Genomic DNA, 17847 nt, shown 5'->3' with positions numbered 1-17847 from the left:
TGAGCGGCGCGGCAAGGTTGCGGCGCTATCGCTCAATATTAGCGCCTACTTCAGACGCTGGTATCGGCCGTCGTCCAGACGGGCGATCCGGCCCTGCAGTTCCAGTTCCACGAGCTGCGCTTGCAGGTCGCCGGTGGCCAGCCCGCAGCGGGCCTGGATCGCATCCAGGTGCAGCGGATCGAAGCCCAGCGCGTCAAGTACGGGGTGCTCCGGCAGCGGGGCCGGAGCGGCCTGGACGCGCGGGGAAGGCATCGGCCCGCCGCCGAGTTCGTCGGTGATGTCGCTGGCGGTTTCTACGAGCTTCGCGCCCTGGCGGATCAGCGCATGGCATCCGCGCGAAAGGGGCGAATGGATCGAGCCGGGAATGGCAAAGACTTCACGCCCGCTTTCGCCCGCCAGCCGCGCGGTGATGAGCGATCCGCTCTGCCGGGCGGCCTCCACCACCAGCACGCCGCGCGTCAGCCCCGCCACGATGCGGTTGCGCTTGGGGAAGTGCTGGGGCTGCGCGCCGGTGCCCAGCGGCAGTTCGGACACCAGCGCGCCGTGCGCCGCGATGCGGTGCGCCAGTTCGCGGTGCCGGGCGGGATAGATGCGGTCGATGCCCGTGCCCATGACCGCCACGGTGCCGGCGCCTTCGGGGCCGGCCTCCAGCGCTCCTTCGTGGGCAGCGCCGTCGATGCCCAGGGCCAGCCCGCTGACCACGCGCCAGCCGTGGGCCGCCAAGTGGCGGGCGAACGCGCGGGCGTTCTCGCGGCCGCCGGGCGTGGCATTGCGCGCGCCCACCACCGCCAGCGAGGGCCCTTGCAGGAAGGCAGGATCGCCGGCGACGTAGAGCAGGATCGGCGGGTCCGAGATCGTGAGCAGGCTTTGGGGGTAGGTGGGGTCCGCGAGCGTCAGGATGTGGCGGCCCGGATCGGCGGCCCATTCCAGCGCGGCATCGACCTGGGACGCCATGTCGGCGGGCATCGGCGCGGCCAGCTGGCGCGCGAGCGGTTCGGGCACGTGCCGCGACAGCGCCGTGGCGCGGTGGGCGTATATCTGTTCGGGCAGGCCGAGCGCGCCGAGCAGCGTGCAGGCGGTGGCGGAGCCGATATTCGGCTCCAGGGACAGCCGCAGCCAGGCGGCCATTTCGGCGGGGGATTGCGTAAGCGGCATGTAGCGGGCGCGCGCGAGCGTCGGTGGCGGTGCGAGAGTGTCGCATGCGCGGCGCGCGGGCGGCGGCTGGAGGGGACGGAATTGCTGCACCGCTCCGCCTCGCAACAACCGGGGACGTAGCAATCCTGGCAATCCATGGATTAGCCGAAAACTATTAGAAATCAAGACTCTAATGAATTAAACTCTTGGTAAGCATCACTACCTGGCAATTCCCCTTCAATGGCTTTACTTCCCATTCTTCGCTATCCGGACCCGCGCCTGCACAAAAAGGCCAAGCCGGTCGCCGAGGTCGATGACCGCATCCGCCAACTCGTGCGCGACATGGCCGACACCATGTACGACGCGCCGGGGGTGGGCCTGGCCGCGACCCAGGTCGACGTGCACGAGCGCGTCGTCGTGATCGACGTGTCCGAGGAAGGCAACCAACTGCTGGTCCTGATCAACCCCGAGATCACGTGGCACAGCGACGACTACAAGATCTACGAAGAAGGCTGCCTGTCCGTGCCCGGCATCTATGACGAGGTCGAGCGTGCATCCCGCATCCGCTGCAAGGCGCTGGACGTCGACGGCAAGCCCTTCGAGTTCGAGGCCGACGGCCTGTTGGCGGTGTGCGTGCAGCACGAGCTGGACCACCTTGTAGGCAAGGTGTTCGTGGAATACTTGTCCAGCCTGAAGCAGAACCGCATCAAGACCAAGCTGAAGAAGGCCGAGCGCGAAAGGGCGTGACCCACCCCCTACCCGCTTCGCGGGCCCCCTCAAGGGGGCGGCGCTGGCGGGCCGGCGAAGCCGGCTCTGCGGCGCCCCGGCTTGGCCAGAGCCGCTTTTTTCGGGGGGCGGCTCAATTCTCAAGTATCTGTTCTGCGTGGCGCGGGTGGAATGACGCGTCATGAGAAACTGACATCCATCCTCTTTTTCCCGGTATTCCTCCCATGCGCCTAGTCTTTGCCGGCACGCCGGAATTCGCCCGCATCGCGTTCGACGCCCTGCGGGCCGCCGGCCACGAAATCCCCCTGGTCATGACCCAGCCCGACCGTCCCGCAGGACGGGGCTTGAAGCTGACGCCCAGCCCCGTCAAGCAGGCGGCGCTGGACGCCGGCATCGAGGTCGCCCAGCCCCGCAGCCTGCGCCTCGATGGCCGCTATCCCGACGAGGCCGGGCAGGCCCGCGAGCTACTGCAGCGTGTCGCGCCCGATGTGATGGTGGTGGCGGCCTACGGCCTGATCCTGCCGCAATGGGTGCTGGAGCTGCCGCGTCTGGGGTGCCTGAACATCCATGCCAGCCTGTTGCCCCGCTGGCGTGGGGCCGCGCCCATTCAGCGCGCCATCGAAGCCGGCGACGCGCAGACCGGCGTGACCATCATGCAGATGGACCAGGGCCTGGATACCGGCGACATGCTGCTTGAGCGCGTGGTGCCGATCACGACCGGCACCAACGCGGCCCAGCTGCACGATGCGCTGGCCCTGGCGGGCGGCGAGGCCATCGTCGAGGCGCTGGACTCGTTGGCAAAGGGCGGGCTGACGCCGCGCAAGCAGCCTGTAGCGGGCGTGACCTATGCCGCCAAGCTCGACAAGGCGGAAGGCGCGCTGGACTGCACGCAGCCGGCCGAACTGCTGGCGCGCCGCGTGCGGGCTTTCAACCCCGTGCCCGGCGCCAGCATCCGCCTGCCCGGCCTGCCAGATCCGGTGAAGGTCTGGCGCGCGGAGGCGCTGGACGAGGCGGCGACCGCCGCGCCCGGCAGCGTGCTGCGCGCGGATGGCGCCGGCATCGATATCGCCACGGGCCAGGGGGTATTGCGCCTGCTCGAATTGCAGAAGGCGGGCGGCAAGCGCCAGCCCGTGGACGTGTTCGCGCGAGGCTGGCAGCCGGCCTGAACGCGGGCGCGCCGGCCCGGGAACGGGATCAGGGGCTGCGGCGCGCCAGCAGATCCAGATAGGCGCCGGACACCAGCTGCTGCGGCGCCACGCCCAGTCCGTCCATCAGGCTGCGGGCTTCTTCCATGCCGGCGTCCGGGGATTCCCCGTCGCGCAACACCACTTCCAATTCCAGGAATTCTCCCAGGCCTTCGACCCGGTCCAGGTGGATGCGCGCGCGTCCGGCCATGAACAGCAGCCGGTGCTTCCTGACGCGGCCGATCGTGCCGTAGGCCTGCGCGAGCGCTTCGCGCAGGGTGTCGGGCGTATCGGTCCGCGAAATCACGTAAAAGCTTTCCTTGGGGCCGGTTTCGTCGCTGCGGCGATAGAAGATCAGCTCGCCCGAGCCATCGGCGAAGGCGCGCAGCTTCAGGCGGCCGTTGGGACAGGCGAAGAAGGTGTCGTCCTGAGCGATAGGCACGGGCTCCTGGCCGGACAGCGCCGCCGCCAGGGGCTCGATGGCCTCCAGGCTGTCGACCCGGGCCTTGATTTCGACGTTGCGGGCCATGTGGGACATCCTTGGGAGTCGAGTTGATGTTCCGGTCCGCTGGCGGGCCGATGGTTCAATACAAGGAGCCGGCCACGCGCGCGGGCAGGTCGCGGTCGTAGGCGGCGCCGTCGAAGGTGCCCGCCGTCAGGTCCGACAGGATGCGGCCCACGCTGGGCAGCGCGCTGCGTGGCACCTGGGTCTGCGGATCCCACAGTTTCGAGCGCAGCAGCGCGCGCGAGCATTGGAAGTACACGGTCTGCACGTCGATGACGAGCACCGAGCGTGGCTGCTTGCCGTCCATCTCGAAGCGCGCGAGCAGCGCCGGGTCCACGCTGATGCGGGCCGTGCCGTTGACCCGCAGCGTTTCGCTTACGCCGGGCACGAGGAACAGCATCGCGACGCGCGGATCGGCCAGGATGTTGCGCAGGCTGTCGATGCGGTTGTTGCCGCGGCGGTCCGGCAGCAGCAGCGTCTTTTCGTCCTCGACCACGACGAAGCCGGCGGGGTCGCCGCGCGGCGAGGCGTCCAGTCCGTCGGGGCCGCCGGTCGCCAGGATCGCGAACGGCGCGGCTTCGATGAAGCTGCGGTAGTGAGGATGCACATGATCCACTTCTTTCTTGAGCGAGGCCTCGCCGGGCGAGCCGTACAAGGTCTGCAGCGCGTCGGCGTCTGAAATCAGGTGGGCGGGATCGATGTGCATGGCGAAGGGCTCCGGGTTCAGGCCAGGGTGGAAGGCAGGTCGGCGACAGTCATGAACAGTTCGTCGGGGCCGCGCTCGCGCAGCGCCTCGACATGGTTGTAGCCCCAGGCAACGGAGCCGACGCGAACGCCGGCCTTGCGGGCGGCGTCGATATCGCGCATTTCGTCGCCCACCAGCAGGAAGCGTTCGGGGGCGGTGCCGTGCTGCTTGAGCAGGCGGTCGATCTTGGCGGACTTGCCGAACAGGTCGGTGCCGCATTCGAAATCGTCGAACAGGGCGGCGGTTTCCGCGCCCAGCACGCGCCGCACGTTCTCGACGGAATTCGAGCTGACCACGGCCAGGCGCAGCCCGCCCGCCTTCAGCCGCGCCAGCGCGTCGGGGATGCCGTCGAACAGGTGTACGCTGGGGTCGATGTCCTGCATCAGCGTGCGCACGTGTCCCATGATCGCCGGCAGCTTCCAGAGCGGGATGCCCAGGAATTTCAGGATCTCGGAGGCTTCGCGATGGCGGAGCTGGTCGCGTTCCGAGGCGTCGATCTTGCGGAAGCCGTATTTGTCGGCCACCGTGTTCAGGATGGAATTGAACCAGGGCATGGTGTCTGCCAGGGTTCCGTCGAAGTCAAAAGCGGCGATGTCGTATTTCAAGTGAGCAATCCAGTACGCGGCGGGCGCGGGCGTCAGACGCCGTTGGGATGGAGCAGATAGTGCACGACGGGCGCCAGGGCCTCGAGCGGCGGCGCGCTGGCCACGACGCGGGCGGCGTTTGTCCAGGGGTAATCCAGCGCCAGCAGCCAGCCGAAGACCGCTTCCGCATCTGCCGCCGGCAGGCTCACCATGGTTTCGATGGTGATGACCAGGCTGGAGGCGCGATAAGGTTCTTTCTGGAATTCCCAGTCGTACCGGCCGCAGCCCACCCGCACATTGCCGGTGGCCTTTTCGGTCATGCCCACGATCCAGTCGCATTGGTAGCCCGGCAGGCGGACGCCCGGCTCGGGCCGCGACAGATAGAACGTGTAGACGTTTTCATAGGTCTGGCCGAACTTGCGCACGAGTGTATCGGCGATGGCCGCCAGGCCATGCGATTCGGGCGGGAATGCGATGGCTTGCGTGCGCAAGGCCATCTTCAGCACCGCGTCCGGCGCGAAGGCGCGCGCCATATAGTGCGGCCGGTTCTCGTCCTTGGCGTGGAAATAGTCGCGCAAGACGGATTCGGTGCTGGAGGGGGGCAATGTATCGATGGACATCGCAAGGGCTTCCTTCCGTTAAGGCCCTGGGGCCGCATCAGGCCTTGACCGGGTCGAACCATTTCGAGACGTTGGGCGGCTCGTAGATGGCGTAGCGATCCAGCAGCAGGACGGGGTCGTCTTCCACCACCAGCATGTCGCGATGCTGGGGGCGGATGAATTCCTCTTCGACGGCATGATCCACGAACTGGACCAGCGCGTCGTAGTAGCCCGCGATGTTCAGCAGGCCGCAGGGTTTCTGGTGCATGTTCAGTTGCGCCCAGGTCCAGACCTCGAAGAACTCCTCCAGCGTGCCGGCGCCGCCGGGCAGCGCAATGAAGCCGTCGGCCTTCTCCATCATCATGGCCTTGCGTTCATGCATGTTCTGCACCAGGTGCAGTTCGGTCAGGCCGCGGTGCGCATGCTCCTTCTTCAGAAGCAATTCGGGGATGACGCCGATCACGCGGCCGCCGCCGGCCAGCACTTCATTGGCCACCACGCCCATGATGCCGACGACCGAGCCGCCGTACACCAGCCCCAGGTCGCGCCGGACCAATTCCCTGGCCAGCACGCGGGCCTGTTCGATGTACTCCGGCCGGGAGCCGGGGTTCGAACCGCAATACACGCAAATATTCTTCAGAGTCATAGTCGTTCGGTAATGCCTGTCCCCGTTACAGATTGCGTCACGGGTTTTGGGAAGCCCATAGTTTACGCAAGGTTGAGAAACGGCTTCGGCAGCCGCGGTATTGGGGGGCGGAGGCAATGTTTGGACACAGCATGATCCGCCACGATCGGTAGACTGGGTTATTCGGAAACGACTGGAAGCCGGGGGGTATCGGCTTCAGCGAGAATGCCGATGCCCCCTATGTCGCAGTGCTTTCACTTAACGCAAGAGGAGCCACGATATGGAACAAGCAACCCGTACCCAAACGCAGGCGAACCGCCCGTTCGAGATGGACGTGAAGGCGATTCGCGCTAAGGCGCGCAAGGACATCGAGTCCGGCGCGGTGACCGATACCTACCGTGCCGACCGGCAGGCCGTACTGAAGCTGCTCAACGAAGCGCTGGCCACCGAGATCGTCTGTGTGCTGCGCTACAAGCGCCATCACTTCATGGCGCGCGGGCTGAACGCCGAGCCCGTGGCGGCGGAGTTTGCCGTGCATGCCACGCAGGAACAGGAGCACGCGGACCGGCTGTCGGAACGCATTGTGCAACTGGGCGGCGAACCCAACCTGTCGCCCAAGGGCCTGCTGGAGCGCAGCCATTCCGAGTACGTCGAAGGCGACTCGCTGGAAGACATGATCAAGGAGAATCTGGTCGCCGAGCGTATCGCCATCGACAGCTATCGCCAGATGATCGATTACATCGGCGAGCAGGACTCCACCACGCGCCGCCTGCTGGAAGAGATTCTGGCCGTGGAAGAGGAGCACGCCGACGATATGTCGGACTTCCTGGCGCGGCGCTAGGGTGCGGCGCGCGCGTCGTGCAGGCGTGCCGCCGCATCCAGTGCGGCGTGGTGGTGCTCCGCCCACCGGTCCAGCGCCACCAGGGCCACGTTCAAGGATCGCCCCAGTTCGCTCAAGCGGTACCGCACGTGCGGCGGAACCGTGCGCAGGTCTTCGCGCAGCACCAGCCCGTGGCGCTCCAGTTCGCGGAGCGTTTGCGTCATGACTTTCTGCGAAATCCCGTCCAGCCTGCGCAGCAGTTCGTTGTTGCGCAGGGGGCCGTGCTCGAGCGCGGGCAGGACCAGCGGCACCCACTTGCCGGAGATCAGTTCCAGGGCGCGCCGCGACGGGCAGGCGGCGTCGAAAACGTCTCCGGGGGATAGCGGCGCGGCGGGCCTGGCGGTTTTCATGGTTACCGAAAAGTGCGTACTTGTCTTCCGGTAACTATAGCTTCTACGCTGGCGGTCTTCCCATTCCTGGCAGGAGGCCGAGATGGCCTGGTTGATTCTGGTGGCCGCGAGCGCGGTGGAAATCGTGATGGCGCTGGCGTTGAAGTATGCGGACGGCTGGACGCGGTTCTGGCCCAGCGTGATCGGCATCGCCGCCGCCTTGGGCAGCGTGTTCCTGCTGACGCTCGCGATGAAGCAGCTGCCCGCCGGCACGGCCTACGCCATCTGGACCGGCATCGGGTCCGTGGGCATCACGGTGCTGGGGATCATGCTGTTCGGGGACTCGCCGTCGGCCGCGCGCCTGCTGTGCATCGCCATGATCGTGGGCGGCGTGGCGGGACTGAAACTGCTGGAAGCCTGAGCCCTGCGGGCGGCGCTTGCCGCCCGCAGGCCGGATTCAGACCGTATCGGCCCAGAGGTCGTATTCGTCGGAGTCGGTGACGCGCGCGCGCACCATGTCGCCCGCCTTCAGGGGCTTGTCCGAGCGGACGTAGACGCAGCCGTCGATTTCGGGCGCGTCGCCGCTGCTGCGGCCCACGGCGCCGTCTTCGTCCACCTCATCGATCAGCACGTCGATCTCGCGGCCGACCTTCCGTTCGAGGCGGGCGGTCGAGATGGATTGCTGCAGCGCCATGAAGCGTTCCCAGCGGTCCTGCTTGACATCGTCCGGCACCGGGTTGTCCAGCAGGTTCGCGGGCGCGCCTTCCACCGGCGAATACTGGAAACAGCCCACGCGATCCAGCTGCGCTTCCTGCATCCAGTCCAGCAGGTACTGGAAGTCTTCTTCGGTTTCGCCGGGGAAACCGACGATGAAGGTGGAGCGGATCGTCAGGTCCGGGCAGATCTCGCGCCAGCGCTTGATGCGGGCCAGGGTCTTGTCCTCGAACGCCGGGCGCTTCATGGCCTTCAGGATGCGCGGGCTGGCGTGCTGGAATGGAATGTCCAGGTACGGCAGGATCTTGCCTTCGGCCATGAGCGGAATCACTTCGTCCACGTGCGGATACGGATAGACGTAGTGCAGGCGCGTCCAGACGCCCATTTCGGACAAGGCCGTACAGAGTTCGGTCATGCGGGTCTTCACCGGGCGGCCGTTCCAGAAGCCGCTGCGGTACTTCACGTCCACGCCGTAGGCGCTGGTGTCTTGCGAGATCACCAGCAGTTCCTTCACGCCGGCCTTGACCAGGCGCTCGGCTTCGCTCAGGACGTCGCCCACCGGACGGCTGACCAGATCGCCGCGCATGGACGGGATGATGCAGAAGCTGCAGCGGTGGTTGCAGCCTTCCGATATCTTCAGGTAGGCGTAGTGGCGCGGCGTGAGCTTCACTCCTTGCGGCGGCACCAGGTCCAGGTAGGGGTTGTGGTCCTTCTTGGGGGGCGCGGCGTCATGCACGGCGCGCACGACCTCTTCGTATTGCTGCGGGCCGGTTACGGCCAGCACGCTGGGGTGCACGTTGCGGATCACCGATTCCTCGACGCCCATGCAGCCGGTGACGATGACCTTGCCGTTCTCGGCCAAAGCCTCGCCGATGGCCTCCAGCGACTCCGCCTTGGCGCTGTCGATGAAGCCGCAGGTGTTGACGACGACGACGTCCGCGTCATCGTACTCGGGCGTGACTTCGTATCCTTCGGTGCGCAGTTGGGTCAGGATGCGTTCGGAGTCGACCAGGGCTTTGGGACAGCCCAGGCTGACGAAGCCGACTTTGGGGGAAGACATGGAATACCTCGGTGGGGCGCGAGCCGGCGCCAGTGATCAAAACGTGCGCAATTTTAGCGCGGCAGGGCAGGGGGCGGTATTTTACCGGGAAGGCGCGGACTGCCGTTATGCGTCCCTGGATTTCAGCGTTCCTGGCCAAACGCTGATCCGCTGGCGCCACCCTCCGGCGGGGCGTGGCGCTGCCGGCAGAAATCCAGGAACCGCAAGAGGGAGGGCTGCCACTCGTGCGCGCGCCGCCAGACGATGATGGTGGGCGGGTTGTGCATGTGCAGGTCGATGAGCAGGACGGCGGCGGCCTGGTCCGTGGTCAAGCGCCGGGCCGCCGCGACTGGCAGCATGACCAAATAATCCGTGGAACGGATGAACTCGTCGGTCAGCAGCAAATCGCTTACCTGGATGCCTCGCGGGGGCAGGTCCAGACCGGCCCGCAGGAACAGTTCGGCCAGTTTGGCGTGCATCATGGTGCCCGGCCGGGGCTTGCACCACGGCTGGCCATGCAGGTCCCGCAGCGTAACGCCTGGCCGGGCCGCCAGCGGCGACAGGCGCGCGTTGGCCACGACTACTAAGGGCTGCGGCGGCGCCAGGCGCAGGCGCCCCAATGCCGGCGACACCAGCGTGCTGTCGTCATAGCACACCAGCGCGTCCAGTCCGTCCTGCTGGAGCAGTTCCGTCATGGCCTGGAATCCGCCGGTCTGCACATCGAGCGCAATACCGGGGTGCGCGTCATTGAAGGTGTGGATGAGCGGGGCGAGGCTCAGTTTTCCCATGTCTGTCGCTACGCCGATCCGCAAGCCGCCCTGGGCCCCGGAACGCACGTCGACAATGATCTCGGCCATCGAATGCGCCCGCGCCACCAGCGCTTCCATGACCGGCAGCACCTGGGCGCCCATGGCCGTTGGCCGCCTGCCGTTGCCGGCGCGTTCGAACAGCTTGAAGCCCAACTGGTCTTCAAGCTCCGCCAACGTTTTCGAAATCGCGGATTCACTGACGTTCGCGTGCCGGGCGACTTCCTTGGCGGTCGGCGTGTCCCGTAGGGCCAGGGCGATCTGCAAGTGGCGCAGCTTGATCCGGGCAGCCAGCATTTCGACCGATTTTCGGTTAACCATTTTCTCAACTGCCTGGTAGAAAAATTCACTATACGGCAAGTCTGGCTGGACCGATCATTCGGGATGGCGATCGCGCGGTCCCTCAGGCGGCCGCGCGATGCGTCGCCGACCCTTTTCGATCCCCATACCGATTGGAGAATCGCTTTGACCGCCCGACTTCGTCTCCATGCCTTTTTCCTCGCCGCCGCCACGGCTTTCTGGATGCCGCTGGACGCCTCCGCCCAGGGCGCGGGCGGTGACGCCAAAGTGCTGCGGCTCGTGGTCGGCTACGCGGCCGGCGGAGCGGCCGACGCCGTGGCCCGGGCCTACGCCGAGCAGCTGCAGACGGCGGGTTTCGCCAACGTTATCGTCGAGAACCGGCCGGGCGCGTCGGGGCGGCTGGGCTTCGATGCGGTGAAAAGAGCCAAGGCGGACGGCTTGACGCTGTACCTGGGCTCTTCGCCGATGTTCGTGATCTTTCCGCTCACCTACCGCAAACTGGGATACGACCCGGACCACGACCTGCGCCCCGTCGCCGTGGTGGCCGACGTGCCCACGGCGGCCGTGGCGGGCGCGAGCCAGCCCTATGGCGATATGCCGGCCTATGTCCAATGGGCCAAGCAGGCGCGGGGCAAGGCCAACCTCGGGCTGGCAACGCTGGGCAGCCCCGGCCAGCTCGGCACCATCGAAATGGCGAAACAGAACGGGCTTCAGGTTGAGCCGGTGGTCTACCGGGGCGCCGCGCCCATGCTGGTCGACGTGGTCAGCGGCGAAGTCTCCATGGGCTGGGATGCCGTGGCCAGCATGATGCCGCTATACACCGGCGGAAAGCTGAAATTCCTGGGCGTGGCCGGCAGCCGGCGCCTGCCCATGCTGCCCGATGTGCCGACGCTGCTGGAACAAGGCTATCCCCAGTATCAGCATGCCTCCAGCTGGTACGGCGTCTACGCGCCGGCCGGCACGCCGGACGCGGCCATCAGTGCGCTGGAACAGGCGTTTCTGGCCGCGGGCAAGAATCCGGCGCTGGTCGCGAAACTGCAGGCCAGCGGTTTCCTGGTGGAGCCGCGTTCCGGCGCGGACGCCAAGCGCCGCATGGAAACAGAGCGGGCCCACTGGGCTCCTGTCGTGAAGGCGGCAGGCATTGTCTTCGATGAATGACGCCGGGGATCGAAGCAGCATGAGCGACTCCCTCAGCCAATTGACCGCCGTCGAGGCGGCGGGCCTGATCCGCAGCAAGGCGCTGTCTCCGGTCGAGCTAGTGCGCGCCGCCCTGGACCGGGCCGAACGCCTGCAGCCGGTGCTGAACTGCTTCATCACGCTCTGTCCGGAGCGGGCCCTCGACGAGGCGCGGGCGGCCGAAGCGGCGCTCATGCGGGGCAACCCTTCCGGCCTGCTGCACGGCCTGCCGTTCACCGTGAAGGACCTGGTCAATACCGCGGGCGTCCGGACCACCTTCGGGGTGGTGCCGTTCCGCGACAACGTGCCGGCCGAGGACGCGCTGGCGGTGGCGCGCTTGCGCGAACAGGGCGCGATTCTGATCGGCAAAACCACGACGCCCGAGTTCGGGGCCAAGTCGATGACGGATTCGCCGCTCTTCGGCCATACCCGCAATCCCTGGAACCTGGACCGCACGTGCGGCGGTTCGAGTGGCGGCGCGGCGGCGGCGACGGCAGCCGGCATCACCGCCCTGGCCGTCGCGACGGATGGCGGCGGATCGACCCGGATTCCGGCGGCCTGCAACGGTGTGGTGGGGTTCAAACAGAGCATCGGGGCCATTCCCCATAGCCAGGCGCTCGATGCCATCGGCAATCAAACCTACGTCACGCCCACGACGCGGACGGTGGCGGACACGCGGTTGATGATGGCCGCCATGAGTGGCCCGCATCCCTGCGATCCGTGGTCGCTGGGCCTTCCGGATGCCGGCTATGCGCAGCCGGCGGCGGCTCCCGGAGACCTGCGCGGAAAGCGCGTGCGGTATTGCGCCGCGCCGCCCGGGCGGCCCGTGGACGCCGACGTGCGGCAAGCTTTCGACGCCGCGCTCGAACGCCTCGCCAGTCTGGGCGCGGCGCTAGAGCCTTTCGACGGGGCCGGCTTCGATGTCGAGCCGATCTGGCGCGTGATCAATCACACGGTCTGGCGCGCGCGCTATTTGCCGTTGATCGAGCAGGCGCCCGAGGCCTATAGCGCGTCGTTGCGCCGGCAGATCGAGTCGGCCGCGCAGTTCAGCGCCGTGCAGTACCAGGAAGCGATGTTTGCGCGCACGGCGATCTACCGCAAGGTCCAGGCGCTGTTCGGCCAGGCCGACCTGCTGGCGATGCCCACGATGACGCGCACCGCCGTGCCGCTGGGCACCGACATTTTCGATTCCATCGTGATCGACGGCCGCGCGTACGAGGACATCCGGGGCCACTGGTATCCCTGGACGATGCTGTTCAACCTGACGGGCAATCCGGCGATCAGCGTTCCTTGCGGGCGGGGCGCGGACGGCTTGCCCGTCGGGCTGCAGCTGGTCGGCCGCTGCCACGCCGACGCGGATCTGCTGCATGCCGCCGAAGCGTTCGAATCCGCCGGCGCTCCGCCCGGGCTGCCCGCCGTGCCGGACCGGCTGCCGGAATAAGCCCGCCGCGCTGGCCCCGGATGGGCTCGCGGACGATCAAGAGCCGCTGCGCCGGTACAGCGCCAGGGTGCCCGCCAGCCCGATCAGCAGGCCGCCGCAAACGCGGTTCAGCCACCGCACGCCGGCGCCCCGGAAGGCGCGCACCATCTGCGCGCCCAGCGCCGCATAGGCAAGCATCACTACGATGTTCATCAGCGCCATGACGCCGGCCAGGATGGCGTATTGCGCGAACAGGGGGGCGGCCGGATTGATGAATTGCGGCAGGAAGGCGGACATGAACAGCAGCGCCTTGGGGTTGGTGAGCGCCACGACGAAGCTGCGCAGGCCCAGGGCCAGCCCGCCGGGATGGGCGGTGTCAGGGTAGGCGGACGGCATGACCAGCGCCGCGTCCGAACGCAGCATTTTCCAGCCCAGGTAGGCCAGATAGGCCGCGCCGGCCCATTTGACGGCCTGGAAGGCGACTTCGGAGGCCGCCAGCACCACGCCCAACCCCGAGGCCACCGCGCCGATCAGGATCAGGTCGGCCAGCACCGCGCCGCCCATGCCCCAGCCGGCCGCCCGCACGCCGTGGCGCGAGCCGTTGCTCATGGCGAGCAGGACGGTGGGGCCGGGGGTGATGATCGTGACGGCCGAGGCCAGGATGAAAAGCAGCAGGGTGGCGAGGGTCATGGAAGGGCTCCGCGGGCGCCGATGCGCCCCGGATCAGTTTGCCGCCGCGGCCGGGATTCGTCCAGGTCCGGCTACCATATCGGTCTTATCCTTAGAATCCGCATCATGTCCACGCCTTCCGACTCCCCCAATCTGGCTCCCCCGCTTTCTTCCGTCCTGCTTTCCAGCGCGGAGGTGGTGGAGGGCGTGCTGGATGGCCGTTCCCTGACGGACGCGCTGGCCGACGTGGATGCGTCCTTGCGGCCCGCCGTCCAGGCGGTGTCGTTCCACGCGATGCGCTACCTGGGCTGGGCCGACGCCGTGGGGCGCGAACTGGTGCAGCGCTATCCCAGCGTGCTGTTCGAATCGCTGTTGTTGGTGTCCCTGACCCTGCTGAAAGAAGAGGGCGAGGCCGCCGCGGCCCTGCCCGGCATGCCGGTCTACGCGCCCCACACGGTCGTGGATCAGGCGGTGACGGCGGCGTCCCGCCAGCGCGGCCTGGCCTCGTACAAGGGCATGCTGAACGCCTGCCTGCGCCGCTTCCTGCGCGAACGCGCGGCGCTCGAGTCGGCGGTCGCCGACAGCCCGGAAGCCCAGTGGAACCACCCGGGCTGGTGGGTCAAGCAACTGGCGGTGGCCTATCCGCAGCAATGGCGCGAGATCCTCGCCAGCGCCAACGTGCCGGCGCCGCTGACCTTGCGCGTCAACCGCCGGCGCGCCAGCCGCGAGCAGGTGCTGGCCGCGTTCCAGGTGGCCGGGCTGGATGCCGAGCCCGTGGGCCAGTCAGGCCTCGTGCTGTCCTCGCCCCGCCCCGTGACGCAATTGCCGGGGTTCGCCGAGGGCTGGTGGTCGGTGCAGGACGCCGGCGCGCAGTTGGCGGCCGAGCTGCTGGCCCCGGCCAGCGGCATGCGGGTACTGGATGCCTGCTCGGCGCCGGGAGGCAAGACGGCACACTTGCTGGAACTGGCCGACATCGATCTGCTGGCCCTGGACGCCGACGCCGGCCGCCTGGCCCGCGTGGAGCAGAATCTGGACCGTCTCGGCCTGGCCGGCGGCCATGTCCGGCTGAAGGCGGCCGATGCCGCCGACCTGGACAGCTGGTGGGACGGCAAGCCCTTCGACGCCGTGCTGGCCGACGTGCCCTGCACGGCCTCGGGCATCGTCCGCCGCCACCCCGACATCCGCTGGCTGCGGCGCGAGAACGATGTGCGGCGGACGGCCACGCTGCAGGCCCGGATCCTGGACGCGCTGTGGCGCACGGTGGCGCCCGGCGGCCGGTTGCTCTATGTAACGTGTTCGGTGTTCCCCATCGAAGGCGCGCGCCAGGCGCTGGAGTTCCTGCAGCGCCATCCCGACGCGGCCCGGCTCGACGCGCCCGGCCAATTGCTGCCAGTTGCGGTCGATGCAACACCCGCGGCGCAGCGCGACGGGTTTTTCTACGCCTTGTTTGCCAAGCAGTCCTGAATCGCCAAGAATAGGGGCATGACGTAGTCTCGGTGTCGTATGTCCATTATCTCGCGCTTATTTCTTGGGTTGTTGGTGGTATCTGCCTTGCTTTCGTTCGTGCCGGGCGGAGACGCCCATGGGGCCGAGCCCAAAGTCACCCAGGTGTACCCGATAGTGCGCGATGGCAAACTCGAGATCGACGCGGACATCGAATTCGTACTGAATGACCAATTGCGGGACGCCGCCCAGCGCGGCGTCCCGTTGTATTTCACCGCCGACCTCACCATCACGCGCGAGCGCTGGTGGTGGTTCGACAAGTCCCTGGTGGACACGTCCCGTACCTGGCGTATCGTCTACAACGCGCTGACCCGCCAGTGGCGCGCCGGCGTGGGCGAGCTGTCCTTCCCGGTCGCGTCGCTCGATGACGCCATGGGCGTCGTCCGCCACGTCCGCAACTGGCCGGTGGCCGATGCCAGCGAGTTCGACGCGGGCGTGCTCTATGGCGGCCAGCTGCGCCTGCGTCTGGACACCTCGATGCTGCCGCGGCCCTTCCAGGTCAATGCCCTGAACAGCAGTTCATGGGTGCAGGCGACGCCCTGGACCGACTTCTCATTTGTGCTGAGCGACAAGGAGAAAGACCCCTCATGAGGCTTTTGCTTCGGCTGGCCCTGCTGATCGGCGCGGTGAGCGGCCTGGCGTTGCTGGGCCTCCTGGCCTGGTCCACCGGCAATGCCTCGCGTTTCGCGCGCTACTACGACACGCTGCTGGTGCTGAACGGCATTTTTGCCCTGGCGCTCTTCGTCTGGGTGGTGGCGCTGACCGTGCGGCTCGCCCGGCAGATCCGGCGGCGCCAGTTCGGGGCGCGGCTGACGGCCCGCTTTTCGTTGGCCTTTGCGCTCATCGGCGTCGTTCCGGGGGCGCTGATCTACACCGTCTCGGTGCAGTTCATGTCGCGCTCGATCGAATCCTGGTTCAACGTGCGGGTGGACACGGCACTGGAGGCGGGCCTGAATCTGGGCCGCGCGGCGCTGGATTCGCTGCTGGCCGACCTGGACGCGCGCGCCCGCTCCATGGCCATGGAGCTCAATCGCAACAGCGACAGCGGCGTGGCGCTGACCCTGACGCGGCTGCGCGAGGCCAATGGCGTGCAGGAGGCCATGGTGTTCACCGGCAGCGGACGCATGGTGGCGTTTTCCACCAGCCAGTACGGCCAGCTGCTGCCCGCCATGCCGCCTTCCACGGTCATGAACCAGCTCCGGCTGGCGCGCGGCTACTCCGCCGCCGAGGCCGACGACCCGGTCACCCCCGGCACCGAAAGCGGGCTGCACCTGCGGGTCGTGATCCCGCTGGCCGGGCCGGACCGCTACGACAATCTGCTGGGGGCGGCATCCGAGCCCCGCTGGCTGCAGCTGCTGCAGCCCGTGCCCGAACAGATCGCGCACAACGCCAATCTGGTGCAGCAGGGGTTCCGCGACTACCAGGAGCTTGCGCTGTCCCGGCTGGGCCTGCGCAAGCTGTATGGCATCACCCTGACCCTGGCCTTGCTGCTGGCCGCTTTCGGCGCCATCGCGGTGGCGCTGTCGCTGTCCAAGCGCCTGGTGCGGCCGCTGCTCAGCCTGGCGGGCGGCACGCAGGCGGTGGGCGTGGGCGATTACCGGCCCCTGCCCGAGCCGCCGGAGCGCGACGAAGTCGGCCAGCTCACGCGGTCGTTCAACGCCATGACGCGCCAATTGGACGAGGCGCGGCGCATGGTCGAAAGCAACCGCCAGCAGCTCGAGCGCTCCAATGTCTATCTGGAAAGCGTGCTGTCGAACCTGTCCTCCGGGGTGCTGGTGTTCGACGAGTCGTTCCGCGTCACCACGGTCAACCAGGGCGCCCAGACCATCCTGGGCGCCGACCTGCGCTCGGTGATCGGCCGTCCGCTGGAGACGGCCGACGGCATGCTGGAGTTCGCCAACATCGTCCGGCAGGCCTTTTCCGCCCATGCGGCGGTAGGTTCCGAACGCCAGCACTGGCAGCAGCAGTTCGAAATCAGCCCGGCCCAGGGCAACGCATCCGTCGCGCCGCAGCCGCTGACCCTGCTGGCGCGCGGCACCCATCTGAAGGTGGACGGGCGCGGCAACGGCTACCTGGTGGTGTTCGACGACATTACCGAAGTGATCTCGGCCAACCGGACGGTGGCCTGGGGCGAGGTGGCGCGCCGGCTGGCGCACGAGATCAAGAACCCCCTGACCCCGATCCAGCTGTCGGCCGAGCGCCTGGCCATGAAGCTCGAGGGCAAGCTGCCGCCGGCCGAGGCCCAGATCGTCGAACGGTCCACCAACACCATCGTCAACCAGGTGGCTTCGCTCAAACAGATGGTGGACGATTTCCGCGAATACGCCCGCACCCCGCCGGCCGTGATGCAGCGGATCGATTTCAATGCGCTGGTGGCCGACGTCCTGTCGCTGTACGGCTGGGATCCCGACGGCAGCTCGCCGCGGCATGGCGAAAAGGCCCTGAATCTGGACGTGACATTGGGCCCGGACCTGCCGGCCATCGAAGGCGACCCGACCCAGTTGCGCCAGGTCATCCACAACCTGATGTCCAACGCCCGCGACGCCATCGCCGAGCAGGGCGGGCAAGGGCGGGTCAGCGTCACGACGCAGCTTATGCGCAGCGAACAGCCCGACCGTGCGGACCACCAGGCGCTCCGGTTCACCGTGGCCGATAGCGGGCCCGGTTTCCCGCCGCAGGTCATGCAGCGCGCGTTCGAGCCGTACGTCACCACCAAGTCCCACGGGACTGGGTTAGGATTGGCAATCGTGCGCAAGATCGTGGAAGAACACGGCGGGCGTATCGACCTTGCAAACCGCAAGGAGGGGGGCGCGCGGATCTCCATCTTGTTGACCCGGCTGGCTTCCGAGGCCGATACTATGGACGCGACCGCGCAAGAAAAGGATAATGCGGCTACGCAATAGGTGGAT

The 17847-nt window shown here is 67.6% G+C and carries 19 protein-coding genes; 9 read left to right on the top strand and 10 right to left on the bottom strand.

The features are described 5' to 3' along the window. Positions 1-45: 45 nt before the first annotated feature. Complete coding sequence (dprA, locus tag AGI3411_RS00630; RefSeq protein WP_129525519.1) at positions 46-1155, bottom strand: DNA-processing protein DprA; 1110 nt, start codon at positions 1153-1155, stop codon at positions 46-48. 219 nt (positions 1156-1374) lie between these two features. On the opposite strand from dprA, the gene def reads away from it, so the two are divergent. Then, positions 1375-1881 carry a peptide deformylase gene (gene def, locus AGI3411_RS00625; protein ID WP_129525518.1) on the top strand — a complete coding sequence of 169 codons (507 nt, stop codon included), beginning with the start codon at positions 1375-1377 and terminating at the stop codon, positions 1879-1881. Positions 1882-2084: 203 nt separating this feature from the next. Further along, entirely contained in the window at positions 2085-3026 is a 942-nt protein-coding gene (gene fmt, locus AGI3411_RS00620; RefSeq protein ID WP_129525517.1) for a methionyl-tRNA formyltransferase, read from the top strand. 28 nt (positions 3027-3054) lie between these two features. On the opposite strand, the gene AGI3411_RS00615 is transcribed toward fmt, so the two are convergent. Genes AGI3411_RS00615 through AGI3411_RS00595 form a run of 5 tightly spaced genes read right to left on the bottom strand, consistent with a single transcriptional unit; the run spans position 3055 to position 6123 of the window. Then, positions 3055-3573 carry a class IV adenylate cyclase gene (locus AGI3411_RS00615; RefSeq protein ID WP_129525516.1) on the bottom strand — a complete coding sequence of 173 codons (519 nt, stop codon included), beginning with the start codon at positions 3571-3573 and terminating at the stop codon, positions 3055-3057. Between the two features lie 55 nt (positions 3574-3628). Beyond that, complete coding sequence (locus AGI3411_RS00610; protein WP_129525515.1) at positions 3629-4255, bottom strand: pyridoxamine 5'-phosphate oxidase family protein; 627 nt, start codon at positions 4253-4255, stop codon at positions 3629-3631. Between the two features lie 17 nt (positions 4256-4272). Then, on the bottom strand, positions 4273-4899 hold the full coding sequence (locus AGI3411_RS00605; protein ID WP_129525514.1) for an HAD hydrolase-like protein: 627 nt from the start codon (positions 4897-4899) through the stop codon (positions 4273-4275). Between the two features lie 32 nt (positions 4900-4931). After that, the gene (locus AGI3411_RS00600; protein WP_129525513.1) at positions 4932-5498 is read right to left on the bottom strand and encodes a hypothetical protein; all 567 of its coding nucleotides are present in this window, start codon (positions 5496-5498) and stop codon (positions 4932-4934) included. A 37-nt stretch (positions 5499-5535) separates the two neighbouring features. Beyond that, a complete protein-coding gene (locus tag AGI3411_RS00595; protein WP_129525512.1) occupies positions 5536-6123 on the bottom strand; it encodes an LOG family protein in 588 nt (195 codons plus the stop codon). Positions 6124-6382: 259 nt separating this feature from the next. Here AGI3411_RS00595 and AGI3411_RS00590 point away from each other — a divergent pair, with 259 nt between their 5' ends. Further along, complete coding sequence (locus AGI3411_RS00590; protein WP_129525511.1) at positions 6383-6943, top strand: ferritin-like domain-containing protein; 561 nt, start codon at positions 6383-6385, stop codon at positions 6941-6943. On the opposite strand, the gene AGI3411_RS00585 is transcribed toward AGI3411_RS00590, so the two are convergent. Then, complete coding sequence (locus AGI3411_RS00585) at positions 6940-7332, bottom strand: winged helix-turn-helix transcriptional regulator (protein ID WP_129525510.1); 393 nt, start codon at positions 7330-7332, stop codon at positions 6940-6942. The two genes, AGI3411_RS00590 and AGI3411_RS00585, sit on opposite strands and share 4 nt — an antisense overlap. An 82-nt stretch (positions 7333-7414) precedes the next feature. Between AGI3411_RS00585 and AGI3411_RS00580 the strand changes: the two genes are divergently transcribed. Continuing rightward, positions 7415-7732, top strand: coding sequence for a DMT family transporter (locus AGI3411_RS00580; RefSeq protein ID WP_042796135.1), 318 nt, complete (start codon positions 7415-7417; stop codon positions 7730-7732). 36 nt (positions 7733-7768) lie between these two features. On the opposite strand, the gene rimO is transcribed toward AGI3411_RS00580, so the two are convergent. Then, entirely contained in the window at positions 7769-9085 is a 1317-nt protein-coding gene (rimO, locus tag AGI3411_RS00575) for a 30S ribosomal protein S12 methylthiotransferase RimO (RefSeq protein ID WP_129525509.1), read from the bottom strand. Positions 9086-9207: 122 nt separating this feature from the next. Next, positions 9208-10191: a LysR family transcriptional regulator gene (locus AGI3411_RS00570; RefSeq protein ID WP_129525508.1), complete on the bottom strand. Its 984-nt coding sequence runs from the start codon at positions 10189-10191 to the stop codon at positions 9208-9210. A 144-nt stretch (positions 10192-10335) separates the two neighbouring features. Here AGI3411_RS00570 and AGI3411_RS00565 point away from each other — a divergent pair, with 144 nt between their 5' ends. Both AGI3411_RS00565 and AGI3411_RS00560 read left to right on the top strand, forming a co-directional pair. Further along, a complete protein-coding gene (locus tag AGI3411_RS00565; protein ID WP_244240219.1) occupies positions 10336-11328 on the top strand; it encodes a Bug family tripartite tricarboxylate transporter substrate binding protein in 993 nt (330 codons plus the stop codon). Between the two features lie 19 nt (positions 11329-11347). Beyond that, positions 11348-12787 (top strand): amidase, encoded by a 1440-nt coding sequence (locus AGI3411_RS00560; RefSeq protein WP_129525507.1) that lies wholly within the window; start codon positions 11348-11350, stop codon positions 12785-12787. 36 nt (positions 12788-12823) lie between these two features. Here the strand turns inward: AGI3411_RS00560 and AGI3411_RS00555 are convergent, their stop codons facing one another. After that, positions 12824-13456, bottom strand: a complete 633-nt coding sequence (locus tag AGI3411_RS00555) for a LysE family translocator (protein WP_129525506.1) — start codon at positions 13454-13456, stop codon at positions 12824-12826. A gap of 105 nt (positions 13457-13561) precedes the next feature. Here AGI3411_RS00555 and rsmB point away from each other — a divergent pair, with 105 nt between their 5' ends. The 3 genes from rsmB to AGI3411_RS00540 are packed head-to-tail and all read left to right on the top strand — an operon-like array spanning position 13562 to position 17841. Further along, positions 13562-14899, top strand: coding sequence for a 16S rRNA (cytosine(967)-C(5))-methyltransferase RsmB (gene rsmB / locus AGI3411_RS00550; RefSeq protein ID WP_129525505.1), 1338 nt, complete (start codon positions 13562-13564; stop codon positions 14897-14899). Positions 14900-14938: 39 nt separating this feature from the next. Then, complete coding sequence (locus tag AGI3411_RS00545) at positions 14939-15529, top strand: DUF4390 domain-containing protein (RefSeq protein ID WP_129525504.1); 591 nt, start codon at positions 14939-14941, stop codon at positions 15527-15529. After that, complete coding sequence (locus tag AGI3411_RS00540) at positions 15526-17841, top strand: sensor histidine kinase (protein WP_129525503.1); 2316 nt, start codon at positions 15526-15528, stop codon at positions 17839-17841. Before AGI3411_RS00545 ends, AGI3411_RS00540 begins: the two co-directional genes overlap by 4 nt. Positions 17842-17847 lie beyond the last annotated feature (6 nt).

This window comes from Achromobacter agilis (assembly GCF_900496965.1).
Taxonomy (GTDB): Bacteria; Pseudomonadota; Gammaproteobacteria; order Burkholderiales; family Burkholderiaceae_B; genus Achromobacter; species Achromobacter agilis.
The sequence above is the reverse complement of the archived record's forward strand: the minus strand, read 5'-3'. Positions and strand labels throughout refer to the sequence as shown.

Excerpts from the sequence above, each read along its gene's own strand:
- dprA (WP_129525519.1), bottom strand. The coding sequence starts at position 1,155 with ATGCCGCTTACGCAATCCCCCGCCGAAATGGCCGCCTGGCTGCGGCTG.
- def (WP_129525518.1), top strand. The coding sequence starts at position 1,375 with ATGGCTTTACTTCCCATTCTTCGCTATCCGGACCCGCGCCTGCACAAA.
- fmt (WP_129525517.1), top strand. The coding sequence starts at position 2,085 with ATGCGCCTAGTCTTTGCCGGCACGCCGGAATTCGCCCGCATCGCGTTC.
- AGI3411_RS00615 (WP_129525516.1), bottom strand. The coding sequence starts at position 3,573 with ATGGCCCGCAACGTCGAAATCAAGGCCCGGGTCGACAGCCTGGAGGCC.
- AGI3411_RS00610 (WP_129525515.1), bottom strand. The coding sequence starts at position 4,255 with ATGCACATCGATCCCGCCCACCTGATTTCAGACGCCGACGCGCTGCAG.
- AGI3411_RS00600 (WP_129525513.1), bottom strand. The coding sequence starts at position 5,498 with ATGTCCATCGATACATTGCCCCCCTCCAGCACCGAATCCGTCTTGCGC.
- AGI3411_RS00595 (WP_129525512.1), bottom strand. The coding sequence starts at position 6,123 with ATGACTCTGAAGAATATTTGCGTGTATTGCGGTTCGAACCCCGGCTCC.
- AGI3411_RS00590 (WP_129525511.1), top strand. The coding sequence starts at position 6,383 with ATGGAACAAGCAACCCGTACCCAAACGCAGGCGAACCGCCCGTTCGAG.
- AGI3411_RS00585 (WP_129525510.1), bottom strand. The coding sequence starts at position 7,332 with ATGAAAACCGCCAGGCCCGCCGCGCCGCTATCCCCCGGAGACGTTTTC.
- AGI3411_RS00580 (WP_042796135.1), top strand. The coding sequence starts at position 7,415 with ATGGCCTGGTTGATTCTGGTGGCCGCGAGCGCGGTGGAAATCGTGATG.
- rimO (WP_129525509.1), bottom strand. The coding sequence starts at position 9,085 with ATGTCTTCCCCCAAAGTCGGCTTCGTCAGCCTGGGCTGTCCCAAAGCC.
- AGI3411_RS00570 (WP_129525508.1), bottom strand. The coding sequence starts at position 10,191 with ATGGTTAACCGAAAATCGGTCGAAATGCTGGCTGCCCGGATCAAGCTG.
- AGI3411_RS00560 (WP_129525507.1), top strand. The coding sequence starts at position 11,348 with ATGAGCGACTCCCTCAGCCAATTGACCGCCGTCGAGGCGGCGGGCCTG.
- AGI3411_RS00555 (WP_129525506.1), bottom strand. The coding sequence starts at position 13,456 with ATGACCCTCGCCACCCTGCTGCTTTTCATCCTGGCCTCGGCCGTCACG.
- rsmB (WP_129525505.1), top strand. The coding sequence starts at position 13,562 with ATGTCCACGCCTTCCGACTCCCCCAATCTGGCTCCCCCGCTTTCTTCC.
- AGI3411_RS00545 (WP_129525504.1), top strand. The coding sequence starts at position 14,939 with ATGTCCATTATCTCGCGCTTATTTCTTGGGTTGTTGGTGGTATCTGCC.
- AGI3411_RS00540 (WP_129525503.1), top strand. The coding sequence starts at position 15,526 with ATGAGGCTTTTGCTTCGGCTGGCCCTGCTGATCGGCGCGGTGAGCGGC.